This is a genomic window from Hyphomonas sediminis (assembly GCF_019679475.1).
GTDB classification, from domain to species: Bacteria; Pseudomonadota; Alphaproteobacteria; order Caulobacterales; family Hyphomonadaceae; genus Hyphomonas; species Hyphomonas sediminis.
This window is the reverse complement of record NZ_JAIEZP010000001.1, coordinates 1728158-1742430: the sequence shown is the minus strand read 5'-3', so window position 1 is coordinate 1742430 and position 14273 is coordinate 1728158. Positions and strand designations below refer to the sequence as shown.

13 protein-coding genes and 1 riboswitch are annotated in these 14273 nt (G+C 63.7%); of the genes, 5 read left to right on the top strand and 8 right to left on the bottom strand.

Going from position 1 to position 14273, the window contains the following annotated elements; genetic code table 11:
• Positions 1-26: 26 nt before the first annotated feature.
• From K1X12_RS08755 to K1X12_RS08735, 5 genes are all read right to left on the bottom strand, one after another.
• Positions 27-776: an ABC transporter ATP-binding protein gene (locus tag K1X12_RS08755; RefSeq protein ID WP_220987222.1), complete on the bottom strand. Its 750-nt coding sequence runs from the start codon at positions 774-776 to the stop codon at positions 27-29.
• Entirely contained in the window at positions 773-1756 is a 984-nt protein-coding gene (locus tag K1X12_RS08750) for a FecCD family ABC transporter permease (protein ID WP_220987221.1), read from the bottom strand. The genes K1X12_RS08755 and K1X12_RS08750 overlap by 4 nt, the downstream gene beginning before the upstream one ends.
• Complete coding sequence (locus K1X12_RS08745) at positions 1753-2568, bottom strand: ABC transporter substrate-binding protein (protein WP_220987220.1); 816 nt, start codon at positions 2566-2568, stop codon at positions 1753-1755. Before K1X12_RS08745 ends, K1X12_RS08750 begins: the two co-directional genes overlap by 4 nt.
• Positions 2565-4415 (bottom strand): TonB-dependent receptor plug domain-containing protein, encoded by a 1851-nt coding sequence (locus K1X12_RS08740; protein ID WP_220987219.1) that lies wholly within the window; start codon positions 4413-4415, stop codon positions 2565-2567. The genes K1X12_RS08745 and K1X12_RS08740 overlap by 4 nt, the downstream gene beginning before the upstream one ends.
• A 114-nt stretch (positions 4416-4529) precedes the next feature.
• A riboswitch (cobalamin riboswitch) is annotated at positions 4530-4719 on the bottom strand.
• 214 nt (positions 4720-4933) lie between these two features.
• On the bottom strand, positions 4934-5701 hold the full coding sequence (locus K1X12_RS08735) for an SDR family NAD(P)-dependent oxidoreductase (protein ID WP_220987218.1): 768 nt from the start codon (positions 5699-5701) through the stop codon (positions 4934-4936).
• 59 nt (positions 5702-5760) lie between these two features.
• Between K1X12_RS08735 and K1X12_RS08730 the strand changes: the two genes are divergently transcribed.
• The 3 genes from K1X12_RS08730 to K1X12_RS08720 are packed head-to-tail and all read left to right on the top strand — an operon-like array spanning position 5761 to position 8678.
• A complete protein-coding gene (locus tag K1X12_RS08730) occupies positions 5761-6888 on the top strand; it encodes a Re/Si-specific NAD(P)(+) transhydrogenase subunit alpha (RefSeq protein WP_220987217.1) in 1128 nt (375 codons plus the stop codon).
• Complete coding sequence (locus tag K1X12_RS08725) at positions 6885-7256, top strand: proton-translocating transhydrogenase family protein (RefSeq protein WP_220987216.1); 372 nt, start codon at positions 6885-6887, stop codon at positions 7254-7256. Before K1X12_RS08730 ends, K1X12_RS08725 begins: the two co-directional genes overlap by 4 nt.
• A gap of 3 nt (positions 7257-7259) precedes the next feature.
• Positions 7260-8678, top strand: a complete 1419-nt coding sequence (locus tag K1X12_RS08720) for an NAD(P)(+) transhydrogenase (Re/Si-specific) subunit beta (RefSeq protein WP_220987215.1) — start codon at positions 7260-7262, stop codon at positions 8676-8678.
• Positions 8679-8956: 278 nt separating this feature from the next.
• On the opposite strand, the gene K1X12_RS08715 is transcribed toward K1X12_RS08720, so the two are convergent.
• The gene (locus K1X12_RS08715) at positions 8957-9796 is read right to left on the bottom strand and encodes an LD-carboxypeptidase (protein ID WP_220987214.1); all 840 of its coding nucleotides are present in this window, start codon (positions 9794-9796) and stop codon (positions 8957-8959) included.
• A gap of 61 nt (positions 9797-9857) precedes the next feature.
• On the bottom strand, positions 9858-10547 hold the full coding sequence (locus K1X12_RS08710) for a hypothetical protein (RefSeq protein ID WP_220987213.1): 690 nt from the start codon (positions 10545-10547) through the stop codon (positions 9858-9860).
• Positions 10548-10741: 194 nt separating this feature from the next.
• Between K1X12_RS08710 and K1X12_RS08705 the strand changes: the two genes are divergently transcribed.
• Positions 10742-12151: a UDP-N-acetylmuramate--L-alanine ligase gene (locus tag K1X12_RS08705; protein ID WP_220987212.1), complete on the top strand. Its 1410-nt coding sequence runs from the start codon at positions 10742-10744 to the stop codon at positions 12149-12151.
• Positions 12152-12220: 69 nt separating this feature from the next.
• On the opposite strand, the gene K1X12_RS08700 is transcribed toward K1X12_RS08705, so the two are convergent.
• The gene (locus tag K1X12_RS08700; RefSeq protein ID WP_220987211.1) at positions 12221-12985 is read right to left on the bottom strand and encodes a helix-turn-helix transcriptional regulator; all 765 of its coding nucleotides are present in this window, start codon (positions 12983-12985) and stop codon (positions 12221-12223) included.
• A 95-nt stretch (positions 12986-13080) separates the two neighbouring features.
• On the opposite strand from K1X12_RS08700, the gene K1X12_RS08695 reads away from it, so the two are divergent.
• The gene (locus K1X12_RS08695) at positions 13081-14256 is read left to right on the top strand and encodes an acyl-CoA dehydrogenase family protein (RefSeq protein ID WP_220987210.1); all 1176 of its coding nucleotides are present in this window, start codon (positions 13081-13083) and stop codon (positions 14254-14256) included.
• The last annotated feature ends 17 nt before the right edge of the window (positions 14257-14273 follow it).

The following is a 14273-nucleotide window of genomic DNA, read 5'->3' as shown; positions in this document are numbered from 1 at the left end:
CGGGTCTGTACAATTTGCAACAAATGTCAGGGATACGCGAGGTCCATTCTTCCCTGCGCGTCGCGCCGGACATTGAACACCGAAGCAAGGATTTCCGGCGAGAGCGCTACCTCTCCCGGCCCGTCGGCGATCAGTTGGCCTTCATTCATCACGAGGATACGCGGGCAGAAACGCAACGCCAGTTCCAGGTCGTGCAGCACCACGAGCACCGTGCGTCCGGCCCCCGCTTCTGCCACCAGCGTCCGCATCAGGGCCAGCTGGTGCGCCACATCCAGCGCGGCGCAGGGCTCGTCCAGCAGGAGGACAGGCGCCGGCGAGGCCAACAGCCGCGCAAGGTGCACCCGCGCCTGCTCTCCCCCGGAGAGGGACTGAAAGGCGCGCCCCGCCAGATGCGCCGCATCCGCCTTTTCCAGCGCTTCGGCCACAGCGGCCTGGTCGCCCGCGCCCATCCGGTCGAAGGGTGCTGGCGCGCCGACAAACCGGCCAAGCGCCACAACATCCTCAACCTGTAGGTTCCACGCCACAGGACGGCTCTGCGGCAGCCAGGCGAGACGCTCCGCCCGCTCGCGCGCGCTCATCGTGTCAGCCGAGCGGTCCCCAATGCGAACTTCGCCCTCGCCTTGCGCGACACCGGCGAGGGATTTCAGGACGGAACTCTTGCCCGCGCCATTGGGGCCAACCAGCGCCGCAAGCTCGCCATCGCGTATCCAAAAGGAGACGTCCTGTATCACTTCGCGGCCGTTCAGTGTCATTTTGAGGCGTTCTGCGGCAATCATGAGGACGCCCTCCCCAATCTTGCGGCAATCCAGATGAAGACCGGCCCGCCGACAAGCGCGGCAGCGACCCCCAGCTTGAGCTCCTGCTGGAACGGCAAGACCCGCACGGCAATGTCGGCCGCCATCAGGATGATGCCTGCCAGCAGCGCCGATGGGATGAGCAGCCGCTGCGGATCATGCTTCACGAAGGGGCGGATGACATGCGGCGCGACGATGCCGACAAAGCCGATCGTCCCGGCGGTCGCGACACCCGCCCCTGCGAGCAGCGACGTGCCCGCAATGACCAGCAGGCGAATGCGGCGCGGATCGGCGCCCAGCGTGCGGGCGGTCTCGTCCCCGAGGCTGAGGGCACGCAGGCCCGGCCCGGCGAGGAAGACCAGCGCTGCGCCGATGATCCAGCCCGGCGCGCCGAGCAGCAGGTCGGCCCAGGAGCGGTTGGCGACAGAACCCATCATCCAGTTGACGAGATCGGCGAGGCTGTAGGGGTTGGGCGCCATGTTGAGCGCCAGGGACATCAAGGCCCCGGCAAAGCTCGACAGGCCAATGCCGATCAGCAACAGCGTGACGCTGCCCGCCCCGCGCATGGCGGCGAAGACGAGGAGCAGCGTCGCCACGCCTGCGCCAAGGATCGCCGCAACCGGCACGGCGAAGCTGTTGACGGCGGCAAAGCCAAAGAAGATGGCGATCACTGCGCCGAGCGCCGAGAAGGCAGAAACGCCCAGCACGCCAGGCTCTGCCAGCGGGTTTTGCAACAGGCCCTGCAGGGCGGCGCCCGCGAGGCCGAGCGCAGCGCCCGTCGCGAAGGCGGCGACCGCGCGCGGCAGGCGCAGCTCCCAGACGATGGTGCGGATGCGCTCGTCGCCCTGCCCGATGAGCGCGGCAAGCGTATCGCCAAGACCGAGCGGCGCCGTGCCAACGAGCGCGGAGAGCGCAAACAGGATGGCAACCGCCAGCGCGAGCAGGACCGTCAGGCGCATCATCGGCCCGCCTCCAGCTCTACCGCGATATGAGCCGCTTCATCCGCCACGAACCAGCCACCGCAGGAAACGCGGGCTTCGTCCATGTCGATCACCTGCGCGCCCGCCATCAGCCTCTGCATGACCGGATGACGCGAGACCGACCAGCGGTCGGTGGCGTCATCATCAAATCCGAAAAATGCCGCCAGCATCAGCGACGGCGGCGCAAGCACCAGGCCCTCCAGCGGCAGGCTTGTCCAGCCCGTGCCGGTGTTGGCGTTCTCCAGCCCCGCGCGATGCATGATCTCCTCGATCATCGTATCTTTCCCGGCGCTGACGCCGCCCGGCGTCACATAGAGCGCGCGAAGCCCGGTTGGCGCAGACGGGCCAGGACGCGCCGCGAGGAGTTCCTCCGCCCGCGCACTCTGCCCCATCTCTGCCGCCACGGCGCGAAGCACATCATCCGTACCCTCAATATCTGCGGCGTAGCCCAGCTGAACCGAACGAATGCCAAAGCGTTCGTAAAGCTGCAGAGCGCGCGGGTCCCCGCCCCAGCTTCGGATCACGATATCCGGGTCCAGCGCGACGACATCTTCCGCCGCCGTGCGGACCTTGGGAATGCCCGCCGCCTTTTTCCTGAAATAGCTGAACTCCCGCTCGGCATCCTTCGAGAGCGCAAGGATCTGCGCCCGGTCTGCCAGCGCCAGAACGAACTGGTCTGCGCAATAGTCCAGCGACACGACCGTCGGCCGTGCCGGCGCGGCGCCAGCCGTCTCTGCACCCGCAGAACCGGCCAGCCCGAGCATCAGGCAAAAGGCGGCAAGCCTCAGTTTCAACGCAGTTTCAGCCCCACGAACACGCCGGCGCCCGGCGCGTGGTAACCGTAAACATCGGTTGCCGTCTCATCAAAGACATTCTCGCCGCGCAGGGTCACCGCGATACGATCCGTGATCGGATATTCCGCCGTGATCGAGGCCAGCGTGTAGGCGTCCAGCGAAACCGCGCGGGCCGGGAACGGGCCAAAGTCGGTGTCGCCCTGCTCGCCGACATAATCGAGCGCCGCGCCGAGGCGGAAGCCGTTCGGATTGACCAGCCAGTCCGCCGCCAGAGACGCGGTAGCCTCCGGAATGCGGATCTCGTCCACGCCGGTATTGTCCTGCGAGTCAAAGAAGGTCGCCTGGCCGGAGAAGGCAAGATTTGCCAGCGCCTGCCAGCGGGCCGCCAGTTCCACACCGCTACGCTCGCTGTCGGTTGCCCGGTTGAGCGCGGTGGAGGTGAAGTCCGGATTGAACGCGGTGTAGATCTCGTTCGTCAGGTCCGCGTCGAAATACGTCGCCGAATAGCTGAACGCACCGACCGTCTGTTCCCAGCCGATTTCCCAGCTGGTCGACTCTTCCGGCTTCAGGTCCGGATTGCCGACGAAGCTGCCGGGGAAGAAGCCGAACATTTCGGTGAAGGTCGGGTTCTTGATGCCAGTGCCGACAGACGCGCGTACGCGCCCGCCAACCTGATCGAACGCATAGCCCGCGCCGAGGCGCCAGGTGGTGGCGTCATCAAAGCGGCCATCATTGTCGTCGAAACGTGCCGAAGCGGAGAAGTCGAACGCGCCGGCGGCAAGGCGGTATTCCGCGGCAAGGCCCACCGTCTCGAAGGTTTCCGAAGCATCGGTTGCGCCCGCATACTGCACGTCGGTGCGATCATACTTCTCACGCTCATAGTCCAGCAGGCCGGTCAGCGTGTGAACGCCGCTGGTGAAACGCGGGGACCAGGCAAACTTGGCGCGCTGGCCTTTAGCGTCGTCCGTCTTTGCGCCGCCGCTGAAATTGTCGCGGTCAACTTCATTGTAGCTGGCGCGGATCACGTGATCGATCGCGCCATAGCTGCCGGTGAGCGAGGCGCCCGCCAGCCACTGGTCGGCTTCGGTGCGGTTATCAGTATCGTTGAGCAAGCCGTCAAAGTCCGTATCCGAATCGAAATCGGATTCAGATTTGCGGGCGAGACCGATCAGCGAGAGCGACCAGTCCGGAGCGATGTCGAACTTGCCCGTGAGGAGACCGGAGAGGGCTTCGGAGCCGTCTTTCTCGCCGCCATTGCCCGAGCTGTCGACGCCGTCCGTGGTGAAGCCGGAGATGGCTGCGCCGAACTGCTCGCCCGACCAGCCGAGATTGCCGCGGGCGGTGCCGAAACTGCCGGCTTCTGCCGAGGCCGTTAGGCCCGCATCACGCGCCGCCGAGAGGGAAACAACCCCACCGATGGCATCGGAGCCGTGGATGGAGGAGGCTGCGCCGCGCAGCACTTCGATGCCACCAACCGGCAGCGCCGTCAGCAGGCCGAAATCGGTTTCGCCGTTCACCGGATCAGAAACTTCGATCCCGTCGAACAGGACCAGCGTGTGGTTGGCTTCAGCGCCGCGCATACGCACCTGGGTGAGGCCGCCAATGCTGCCCGAGCGGGACACCGCAACGCCGGGAACGGCGCGCAGCTGGTCTGCCGGGTTTGGCGAAAGGCGAACAGCAAGGTCTTCTTCCGTCAGCACAGAGACGGATGAGGTAACACGGTCGATCTCAACCGCGCGCAGGCCGGTGACTTCGACGGGGTCCAGAATGCGGGCTTCTTCGGCCTGGGCGAGGGACGCATTGAGGACAAGCGCGGACGCGCCTGCGAGAGTGAGTCTGAGGAACATCGGTCCACAGGTCCTTCTTTGGCCGGAGGGAATTATCCCTGCGCGGCGGGTTCATGACATGTCGCATGAACGGAAGGTTGCCTTCCGCGGCCCCTCGCCTGGTCCCGGGCGGCGAGCCAACGACGGCAACAGGCAGGTCTCCTGACTTCGCGGATCATCGCCGGGGAGAGCTGCCTTCCCGGTTTCCCAGTGGCAAATGGCTCACACGGCTCCCCGCTCACAGTTACGGGCATAGCGCCGGAGTCTCACCGGCTTCCCTTTTCACCCGGACCTTGATCCGGGCACCTGTCGCGTGAGGGGGCTGTAATCCGGTTTTTGCAGCGCGGCAAGCAGGGGGCATGAATACGCAGGCTGCGCCCCCTCCGTCAGTCTGCTGCGCAGCCTGCCACCTCCCCCGCAAACGGGGGAGGAGTCCACCGCACCATCTCAGAGGTGGGCACAACGTCAATCCTCCCCTGCTCGCGGGGGAGGTGCCCGAAGGGCGGAGGGGGACGCCCCGGTTCGTCTACGCCCGAAATCTAAAGACTGTTCAGCAAATGCCCGCCATCGACCACAAGCGTCGAGCCGGTCATGAAGCTGCCAGCGTCAGAGGCGAGCAGCAGCAGCGGGCCGGCCAGTTCGTCGATATTCCCGATGCGGCGCATTGCGATGCGGCGCAGCATCATCTGCCCCTGTTCGCTGTCGAGGAACTCGTCATTGATCTCGGTCTTGAAATAGCCCGGCGCGATGGCGTTCACGCGCACATTGTAGCGCGCCATTTCCAGCGCCATCTGGCGGGTCATGTGGTCCACCCCGGCTTTCGAAACACAGTAAGCAGTCGTCATCGCCTGCGGGTGGAGGCCGGTGATCGAGGCAATGTTGATGATGGAGCCTTTGGCGCCCGCCTTCACCATGGCGTTTGCGCCATGCTTGGCAACGCGCCAGACGCCGGTGAGATTGGTGTCGATCACCGCGTTCCAGTCGTCCTCGCTCATGTCGCGGAACCAGCCCTCTCGGGACATGCCGGAATTGTTGACGATCACATCCGCCGGGCGGCCGAGCGCCTCCTGGATGCTCTCGAAAGCGGCGATGATGCTGCCGTCGCTGGTGACATCCATGGCGACGGGCAACGCGTTGCCGCCTTTTTTCTGGATGGCAGCGGCGACCTCTTCGAGGCGGTCCATACGGCGTGCCGCAAGGACAACCGTAGCGCCCGCATCGGAGAGAACATGCGCGAAATGGCGCCCCAGACCGCTTGACGCACCGGTAACCAGAGCGACACGATTAGCCAGACTAAACAAACTCATGCCCTAAACCCTCAAAATAACTATTGCATGGCGCAAAGTTTAACCTAATCCAAGGCGCCATGAAGATATCAGTGCTCAAAGAACGGCGACCCGGCGAAACCCGCGTGGCGGCAACTCCGGAGACAGTCAAGAAACTAATTGGCCTGGGCCACACGGTCACGGTCGAGGGAGGAGCAGGAACCGTTGCCGGTTTCCTGGACGCAGCCTTTACGGAAGCAGGCGCCAGCATCGCTGGTTCTGCCGCCGAGGCAGCGAATGGCGCGGACATTGTGTTCAAGGTCCGCCGCCCGGAGAAAGACGAGATTGCCGCCCTGCCCGAAGGCACGGCGCTGATCGCGCTGATGGAGCCGTTTGCGTACCCCGCTGACGAACTCGCCGCGCTCAATGCCCGCAAGATTGCGGCGCTCTCGATGGAATTTACCCCCCGCATCACGCGCGCCCAGTCGATGGATGCGCTCTCATCCCAGTCGAACCTCGCCGGCTATCGCGCGGTCATCGAAGGGGCACAGATCTATGGCCGCGCCATGCCGATGATGATGACGGCAGCGGGCACGGTTGCCCCGGCCAAGGTGTTCATCATGGGCGCCGGTGTGGCCGGCCTCCAGGCGATCGCCACCGCCCGCCGCCTCGGCGCGGTTGTGACGGCTACGGACGTTCGTCCCGCCGCCAAGGAACAGGTCGCCTCGCTCGGCGCGAAGTTCATCGCGGTGGAGGATGAAGAGTTCAAGGCCGCCGAAACCGCTGGCGGTTACGCCAAGGAAATGTCCAAGGAATACCAGGCGAAACAAGCTGCCCTCACGGCCAGCCACATCGCCAAGCAGGATATCGTCGTCACCACGGCGCTGATCCCCGGCCGTCCGGCCCCGGTGCTGGTCACCGAGGAGATGGTGAAAGCCATGAAGCCCGGTTCGGTGATCGTCGACATGGCCGTCAGCCAGGGCGGCAACTGCCCCCTGTCGAAGCCGGACGAGATCGTCGATGTCGGCGGGGTGAAACTGGCCGGGTTCTCGAACCTGCCAGCCCGCCTGCCGGCGGACTCCTCCTCGCTCTATGCCAAAAACCTCCTCGCCTTCCTTCCGCTGATCACGGCTGAAGGCGGCGCGCTCACCCTCGACACCGAGGATGAAGTCGTCGTCGCCATGCTGCTGACGCGGAACGGCGAAACTGTAAGTGAAAGGCTGAAGTGATGAAACGCGCTCTCGCCACCACCGTTGCCCTCACCGCCTTTGCCCTCCCGGCCTTTGCCGATGCGGGCGGTATCAACTCCACTGTGTTCCTGGCTGCGATCTTCGCGCTCGCCTGCTTTGTCGGCTATTATGTCGTCTGGTCGGTGACGCCTGCCCTGCACACGCCCCTGATGGCCGTGACGAACGCGATTTCGTCCGTGATCGTCGTTGGCGCGCTGGTTGCTGCGGCGGCCCATGGCCTCTCTTCGGAAGGCTGGATCGCCAAGATCCTCGGCGCCATCGCCGTTGCCCTCGCCAGTGTCAACATCTTCGGCGGCTTCCTGGTCACCCAGCGCATGCTCGCCATGTACAAGAAGAAGGGGAGCTAACCTATGGACCAGTTCCATTCCACCTGGGCGCCCCTGCTCTATCTCGTCTCGGGCATCCTCTTCATCCTCGCCCTGCGCGGCCTGTCCAGCCCGGCCACCAGCCAGAAGGGCAACCGTAACGGCATGATCGGCATGGCGATTGCGGTCGCCACCACCATCGCCCTGCTCTGGAACTCGCTGGACCCGGCCACCTGGGCGCTGATGATCGGCGCTGTCGCCGTCGGCGGCACCATCGGCGCCATCATCGCCCGCAAGATCCCGATGACGGACATGCCCCAGCTTGTCGCCGCCTTCCACTCGCTCGTCGGCCTTGCCGCTGTGCTGGTGGCCTCGGCCGCGCTTTATGCGCCCGGCAGCTTCGGCATCCTGGGCATCACCGGCATCAAGGCCGCCTCGCTGATCGAACTGGGCCTCGGCTCGGCCATCGGCGCGCTGACCTTCACCGGCTCGGTCATCGCCTTTGCCAAGCTCAACGGCAATATGAGCGGCGCGCCGATCCTGCTGCCCGCCCGCCACCTGCTGAACATCGCGCTCGGCGTCGGCATCGTTGCGCTGCTGGTGATCCTCATCCAGTCGAACGGCACCGCCCATTGGGCCTTCTGGGGCCTGACGGCGCTGGCGCTGGTCCTTGGCATCACGCTCATCATCCCGATCGGCGGGGCAGACATGCCCGTCGTCGTCTCGATGCTGAACTCCTATTCGGGCTGGGCGGCGGCTGCGCTGGGCTTCACGCTGGGCAACTTCGCGCTGATCATCACGGGCGCCCTCGTTGGCTCGTCCGGCGCGATCCTCTCCTACATCATGTGTAAGGGCATGAACCGCTCTTTCATCTCGGTGATCCTCGGCGGTTTCGGCGCAGACGACAGCGCCGCTGCCGCCGGCGGCGCCAAGGTGGACCGCCCCTACAAGAAAGGCTCGGCAGACGACGCAGCCTTCATCATGAAGAACGCTTCCAAGGTCATCATCGTGCCGGGCTATGGCATGGCGGTCGCCCAGGCCCAGCACGCGCTGAAGGAAATGGCCGAGAAGCTGAAGGAAGAAGGCGTCGAAGTGAAATACGCCATCCACCCCGTCGCGGGCCGGATGCCGGGTCACATGAACGTCCTCCTCGCCGAAGCGCAAGTTCCGTATGATGAGGTTTTCGAGCTTGAAGACATCAACTCGGAATTCTCCGCTTCGGATGTTGCCTTCGTCATCGGCGCCAACGACGTGACCAACCCCGCCGCGAAGACCGACAAGACCTCGCCGATCTACGGCATGCCGGTCCTCGACGTGGAAAACGCCCGCACGGTGCTGTTCATCAAGCGTTCGATGGGCTCTGGCTATGCCGGCATCGAGAACGAGCTGTTCTTCCACGACAACACGATGATGCTGCTCGCCGACGCCAAGAAGATGGTCGAAGACATCGTCAAGGCGCTCTAGGCCGCTCACTGCCGATTGTTACTTTCGTCCCCCTCGATGCGCGCAAGCGCATCTGAGGGCCCAGCTTCTCAACCTTCCGCATCCGTACATCTCGTTTGGCGTCATCCCGGTTTCGCCGCCGGCGAAGACCGGGACCCAGTCATTCTTTGCGCTGGGTCCCGGACATTTGCTGCGCAAATTCCGGGATGACGACGCACTGATGTCGCCGGGTTCGACGGGTCAGGAGATGGGCCCTCAGACCGGCTGCGCCGGTCGAGGGTGACGAAACGCAGAGAATTTCAAACGCTCGCTGAGCGCTCCCCGAACACCACGATCTTGTTGTCCACATCATGGCCAATGTCCGCCCGGCCAAGATAGGCAATGCCATTGCGGGCGCACCAGCTGCGCGCAATCTCTTCCTCGTCCTGCCCGAAATCGACATCATTCACCGGGATAGGCCCGCAGCGGCCGAGCCGGATGCCCGCCGCCGCGCGCACGGTCTCGCTTGAGGTCAGCGTGAACATCAGCCGGTCCAGCCGGTAATGATACTCGCCCACATCCTCGATCAGCAGCGTCGCCCCGGAAAGATCCGGCGCATAGTCCGTGCCGATCAAACTCGCCAGTACACTGATGTTATAGGCGGCATACTTCCCCGGCACGCGCGTCCCCGGCTCCACGCCCGCCTCGCCATCCGCGCCGCTCAGGAACCCGATCGCCCGGCGCACAGCCGCCTCGCCGCCCTCGCGCAAGATGTCCGCCGGCATCGGCCCATGCGCCACCCGGCCAATCCCTTCCTTCGCCAGCCGCGCCAGCAAGAACCCGGTATCGCTATACCCCAGATACGTCTTGCGCCGCGCCGCCTCGCCCAGCCGCTCAAACGCACTGTCGAGCAACCGGCAAGCCCCATACCCACCGCGAGCAAACCAGATCGCATCAAGGCCGGGGTCGTTGGCAAACTGAACGAAGGCATCCACCCGCGCCTCATCCGGCCCGGCGAAATGGCCCTCCCGCAGGAAGCATTGGGGGTGGAAGAAGAGTTCAGCAGAGTTGCCTGAAAGCGCAGTCACGCGATCCGCGATGGACTTATCCAGAGAGCGCCCGGGCGCTACGATGCCGATGCTTATTTTGCGGTCTATCATGTCGTGCCCACAGTAGTGCCGATGTGGCTAAGTCGGCATGCTCCAAATGTTGAAATAGACTTTAACCGATAAGCAATTGTGGCTTTTCTTTCCTATACCCCAACCCGCGCCAAACCGGGTATCCAGGTAAATCAAGATGAAACTCAACGATACGATCCGGCGTTCTGCTGTGTTCCGGAAGCTGCCGCTGGCTTCGATCACCCAATGCAATTTCCAGAGAAGCAATCTCCTTGCTCAATTCCCCATCGGAAACCGCGAGGACTAGATCAGTCTTGATAGTTGGCGCCATACCGATGTTGCCTAGAAAGTGTCCCGGAGCGGTGAGCTGATTGCAGACGATAACTTCGGAGTGGCTCAAATACCGAAGCGAACTGTGCTCGGGAAACGCAGGAACCATATCACGCAGTGTGGCATAAACTGATGGAGAAAAGGCAATTGGACCTAGTTCGTAGATGAATGCCGGTGGCGTAGCCTCTTCGTCGCCGTCCAAAATTGCATGCGCTGCTGGCACTATAATCGCACAGTCATTGTGTCGCCGAAGACTGACAAGTCCTCCTGGTATACAACCGACAATACCACAGTCGCATACGTCCAACTGAAAATTATCCTGATCATACTCAATGAAACGAGCTGATCTGAGTAGTTCTTTTCCATTTGCAAATATGGATTTGTCTTGAAAATAACCTGCGCGGCCGAAAGCGGCCAGGTCGACCAGTTTCGGCCTTTCTTCAAGTCTATGAATGTTTGTCAACAAATACTCAGCCCAGACATTTCGCAGCAACGCGTCTAAAATAACTACGCCCCTAAAGTATGGCTTACAACAAGGCGATTTCCGAATACGCCGTTGGTAACAATCTGCGTCATGGACATACTTGTTTGAGCGTTCAGGTGATCGTCCACCATTAATGCTACCGCCCCTCAACCCAATTAAATAAGCTGCCAACCATGACACACCCGACTCGTTACTTCTTCTGCGGCATTGGCGGCTCCGGCATGTTGCCGTTGGCGCTTATCCTGCTCGATCAGGGCCATATCATCGAGGGGTCGGACCGCTCGCTGGATCAGGGGCGCACGCCCGCGAAGTTTGACTACCTGCGCACGCGCGGCATCAAGCTTTACCCGCAGGATGGCAGCGGCGTGACGCGCGCCGATCAGGTCGTCGTCGCCTCGGCAGCGGTGGAGGATACCGTGCCCGATATTGCCGCAGCGATCCGCGTGGGCGCGAAACGGATGAGCCGGGCGCAGATGCTCTCGGCCCTCTTCAACGCCGCGCCCACGGCCATCGGCGTGGCGGGCACGAGCGGCAAATCCACCACCACCGGCATGATCGCCTGGATACTCCATCACACGGGCAAGAGCCCCACCGTGATGAACGGCGCGGTGATGAAGAATTTCCAGACGCCGGACGCCCTCTTCGCCAGCTCCCTCGTCGGCGCCAGCGGCATCTTCGTTTCCGAGGTGGACGAAAGCGACGGCTCGATCGCGGGCTATAATCCGCGTGTGGCAGTCGTCTCCAACATCTCGCTGGACCACAAATCGATGGACGAGCTGCGCGCGCTCTTCGGCGGCTTCGCTTCGCGGGCTGAAACCGTGGTGCTGAACCTCGACAATGACGAGACCGCGCGGCTGGCAGCAGACTTCCCCGCCGCGATCACCTACAGCCTGACAGACCCCGCCGCCCGCCTCATCGCGCAGGACATTGCGCCCGCGCCTACGCACATCACCTTCTCCGTACACGATCAAAAGACGGGCGAAACAGCCGCCATCCGCCTCGCCACGCCCGGCAGGCATAACGTCTCCAACGCCCTCGCGGCCATCGCCGCCTGCATGGCTTGCGGCGTCACACTGGCAGAGGCGTCCAAGGCCCTTGCCACCTTCGCCGGCATCTCCCGCCGCTTCGATGTGATCGGCACAGAAGGCGGCGTCACCGTGATCGATGATTTCGGCCACAACCCGGACAAGATCGCCGCCACCCTGCGCACGGTGAACCAGTTCCCCGGCCGGGTGCTGGTGATGTTCCAGCCCCATGGCTTTGGCCCCTTGCGCAACATGCGCCGCGAGTTTGCCGAATGCTTTGCCGAAAATCTGGATGCGGAAGATATTCTCCTGATGCCGGAGCCGGCCTATTTTGGCGGCACGGTGGACCGCTCGGTCGGCAGCACGGATCTCGCCGCAGACATCACTGCGCTGGGTCGCCATGCCGAGGCGCTGGGCGACCGCGCCGCCTGCGGCGCGCGCCTTCTGGAACTGGCAAAGCCGGGAGACCGCATCCTCGTCATGGGCGCGCGCGATGACACGCTGACGGTGTTTGCGCAGGAATTGCTCGCCCGCTTCAAGGCCCGCGCCGAAGCCTGAAAAACTCCAACGCCGTTGGAGTTTTTGCCCTTCCCGTTGGAGGAATGGTTGGAGTTTTTTCAGAGCTTTTCAGCCCCCGCCGCCCTGCCCGATATAGCCCAGCGTCGTCGCCAGGCGGATCGTCTGCGAGCGGCCCGAAACGCCCAGCTTGCGGCTGGCATTGGTCATGTGGAAGCGGATGGTCGGCGCCGAAACGCCCATGATCGTGGCGATCTCGGCGTCTGTCTTGCCGGCTGCGGCCCATTTCAGGCACTGGATTTCCCGGCGCGTGAACTCCACCAGTTCCGGTGGCACAGGCGGCACGGTCGCGTCGCGATAGGCCGACAGGAATTTCAGCGCCAGCAGGTAAAGCGCTGGCCCGTGTTCGTCAAAAAGCGCTGCAATATCAACCGACTTGTCGTCCGTCGCCCAGACGACAGCGCCAATCACGCCCATCGGTGAATGGATCGGCGCGATGATCGCCCCCTGCACGCCATAGGCGCCATAGGCTTCCGGATCGATGCGCTGGTTCACGCCCTGCAGCGCGCCCACCTTGCGCCAGCTGTGCATCGCCCCCTGCTGATAATAGAAGGGCTCCCCGCACACGCGCACCACGCGGATGATGCCCGCGCGCAGCGCAAAGGCGCGGTCTTTCCAGTAGGCCAGCGCCGGGTCCACCCAGCGGAACACAGTCTCTGCCAGTGGCCGGCCATCTTCCCCGATCATCGGGGACGGATCGGAAATATCCGCGCTGACCGCGATGTAAGGCAGCCCGATTTCCCGGCCCATGCGATCAATTTCTGCCGCCAGCTCCATCGTCTCGCGCAGCGTGTTTTCGGGTCCTGCAGTGTCCATTCGATAGGGCCCTATCAATTCCGTCAGCTTGTCTCGCCGTGGCTCACTTGCTCCAACTTGCGAAAAGCCAGAGAAATCAGCCGGGAGGCGACGCAATGAAACTAGATCTGTCACCACAGGATATTGAATTTCAGGAAGAAGTGCGAGCCTTCCTCAGGGACAATCTTACCCCCGAACTGGCTGCGGCAGGTCGTCTCGCCACCAGCGTTTTCATTGAACCGGAATTCACCCTGCCCTGGCAGCGTATCCTGCATGCGCGCGGCTGGGTCGCGCCGCACTGGCCAAAGGAATATGGCGGGCCCGGCTGGAGCGAGATGCAGCGCTATATCTTCGCTACAGAAACCGCCCGCGCAGGCGCGCCGGGCCTTGCGCCCATGGGCCTCGGCATGGTTGGCCCCTGCATCATCGGCTACGGCACGCCGGAGCAGAAGGCGCACTATCTGCCCCGTATCCTCTCGGGCGAGGACTATTGGTGCCAGGGCTATTCGGAGCCCGGCTCCGGCTCAGACCTTGCCTCGCTGCAGCTGCGCGCAGTCAGTGATGGGGACGACTATATCCTCAACGGCACGAAGATCTGGACCACCCACGCCCACCACGCGAACAAGATGTTCTGCCTGGTGCGCACGGACCCCGCCGCCAAGCCCCAGCAGGGCATCACCTTCCTGCTGCTGGACATGAACACGCCGGGCATCAAGGTTGACCCCATCATCACGCTGGCGGGCGAGCATGAGCTGAACCAGGTGTTCTTCGACGATGTGCGCGTGCCAAAATCCGGCCGGCTCGGCGAGGAGAATGACGGCTGGTCGGTGGCGAAATACCTGTTGGAATTCGAGCGCTCGGGCGGCTCCTCCGCCGGGCTGGAAGCGGGCCTTAGCCGCCTGCACAGCTATGTAGCCGGGCTGGGCGACGCAGACCTGATGCGCCGGACAACAGAACTGGCCACCCGCATTGAAGCCATCAAGGGAACCGAGCAGCGCATCCTCTCCGCCGTTTCCAGTGGCAAGCCGCCGGGGCCGGCCGCCTCCATGCTGAAGATCCAGCGGACGGAGTTGATGCAGGCGGTGGACGAACTCTCGATCATGGCGGGCGGCCTCCAGGCCTGCGTGCACCAGCTCGACGCCGTTCACCCGCTATCGAATGTGGAACCTGTCGGCCCGAAAGAGCTGGTGACGGCCATGCCGCGCTATCTCAATAACCGCGCCGGCTCGATCTATGGCGGTTCCAACGAAATCCAGCGGGGCATCATCGCCAAAGGCGTTCTGGGGCTCTAGGCGCGCATTCAGAGCCA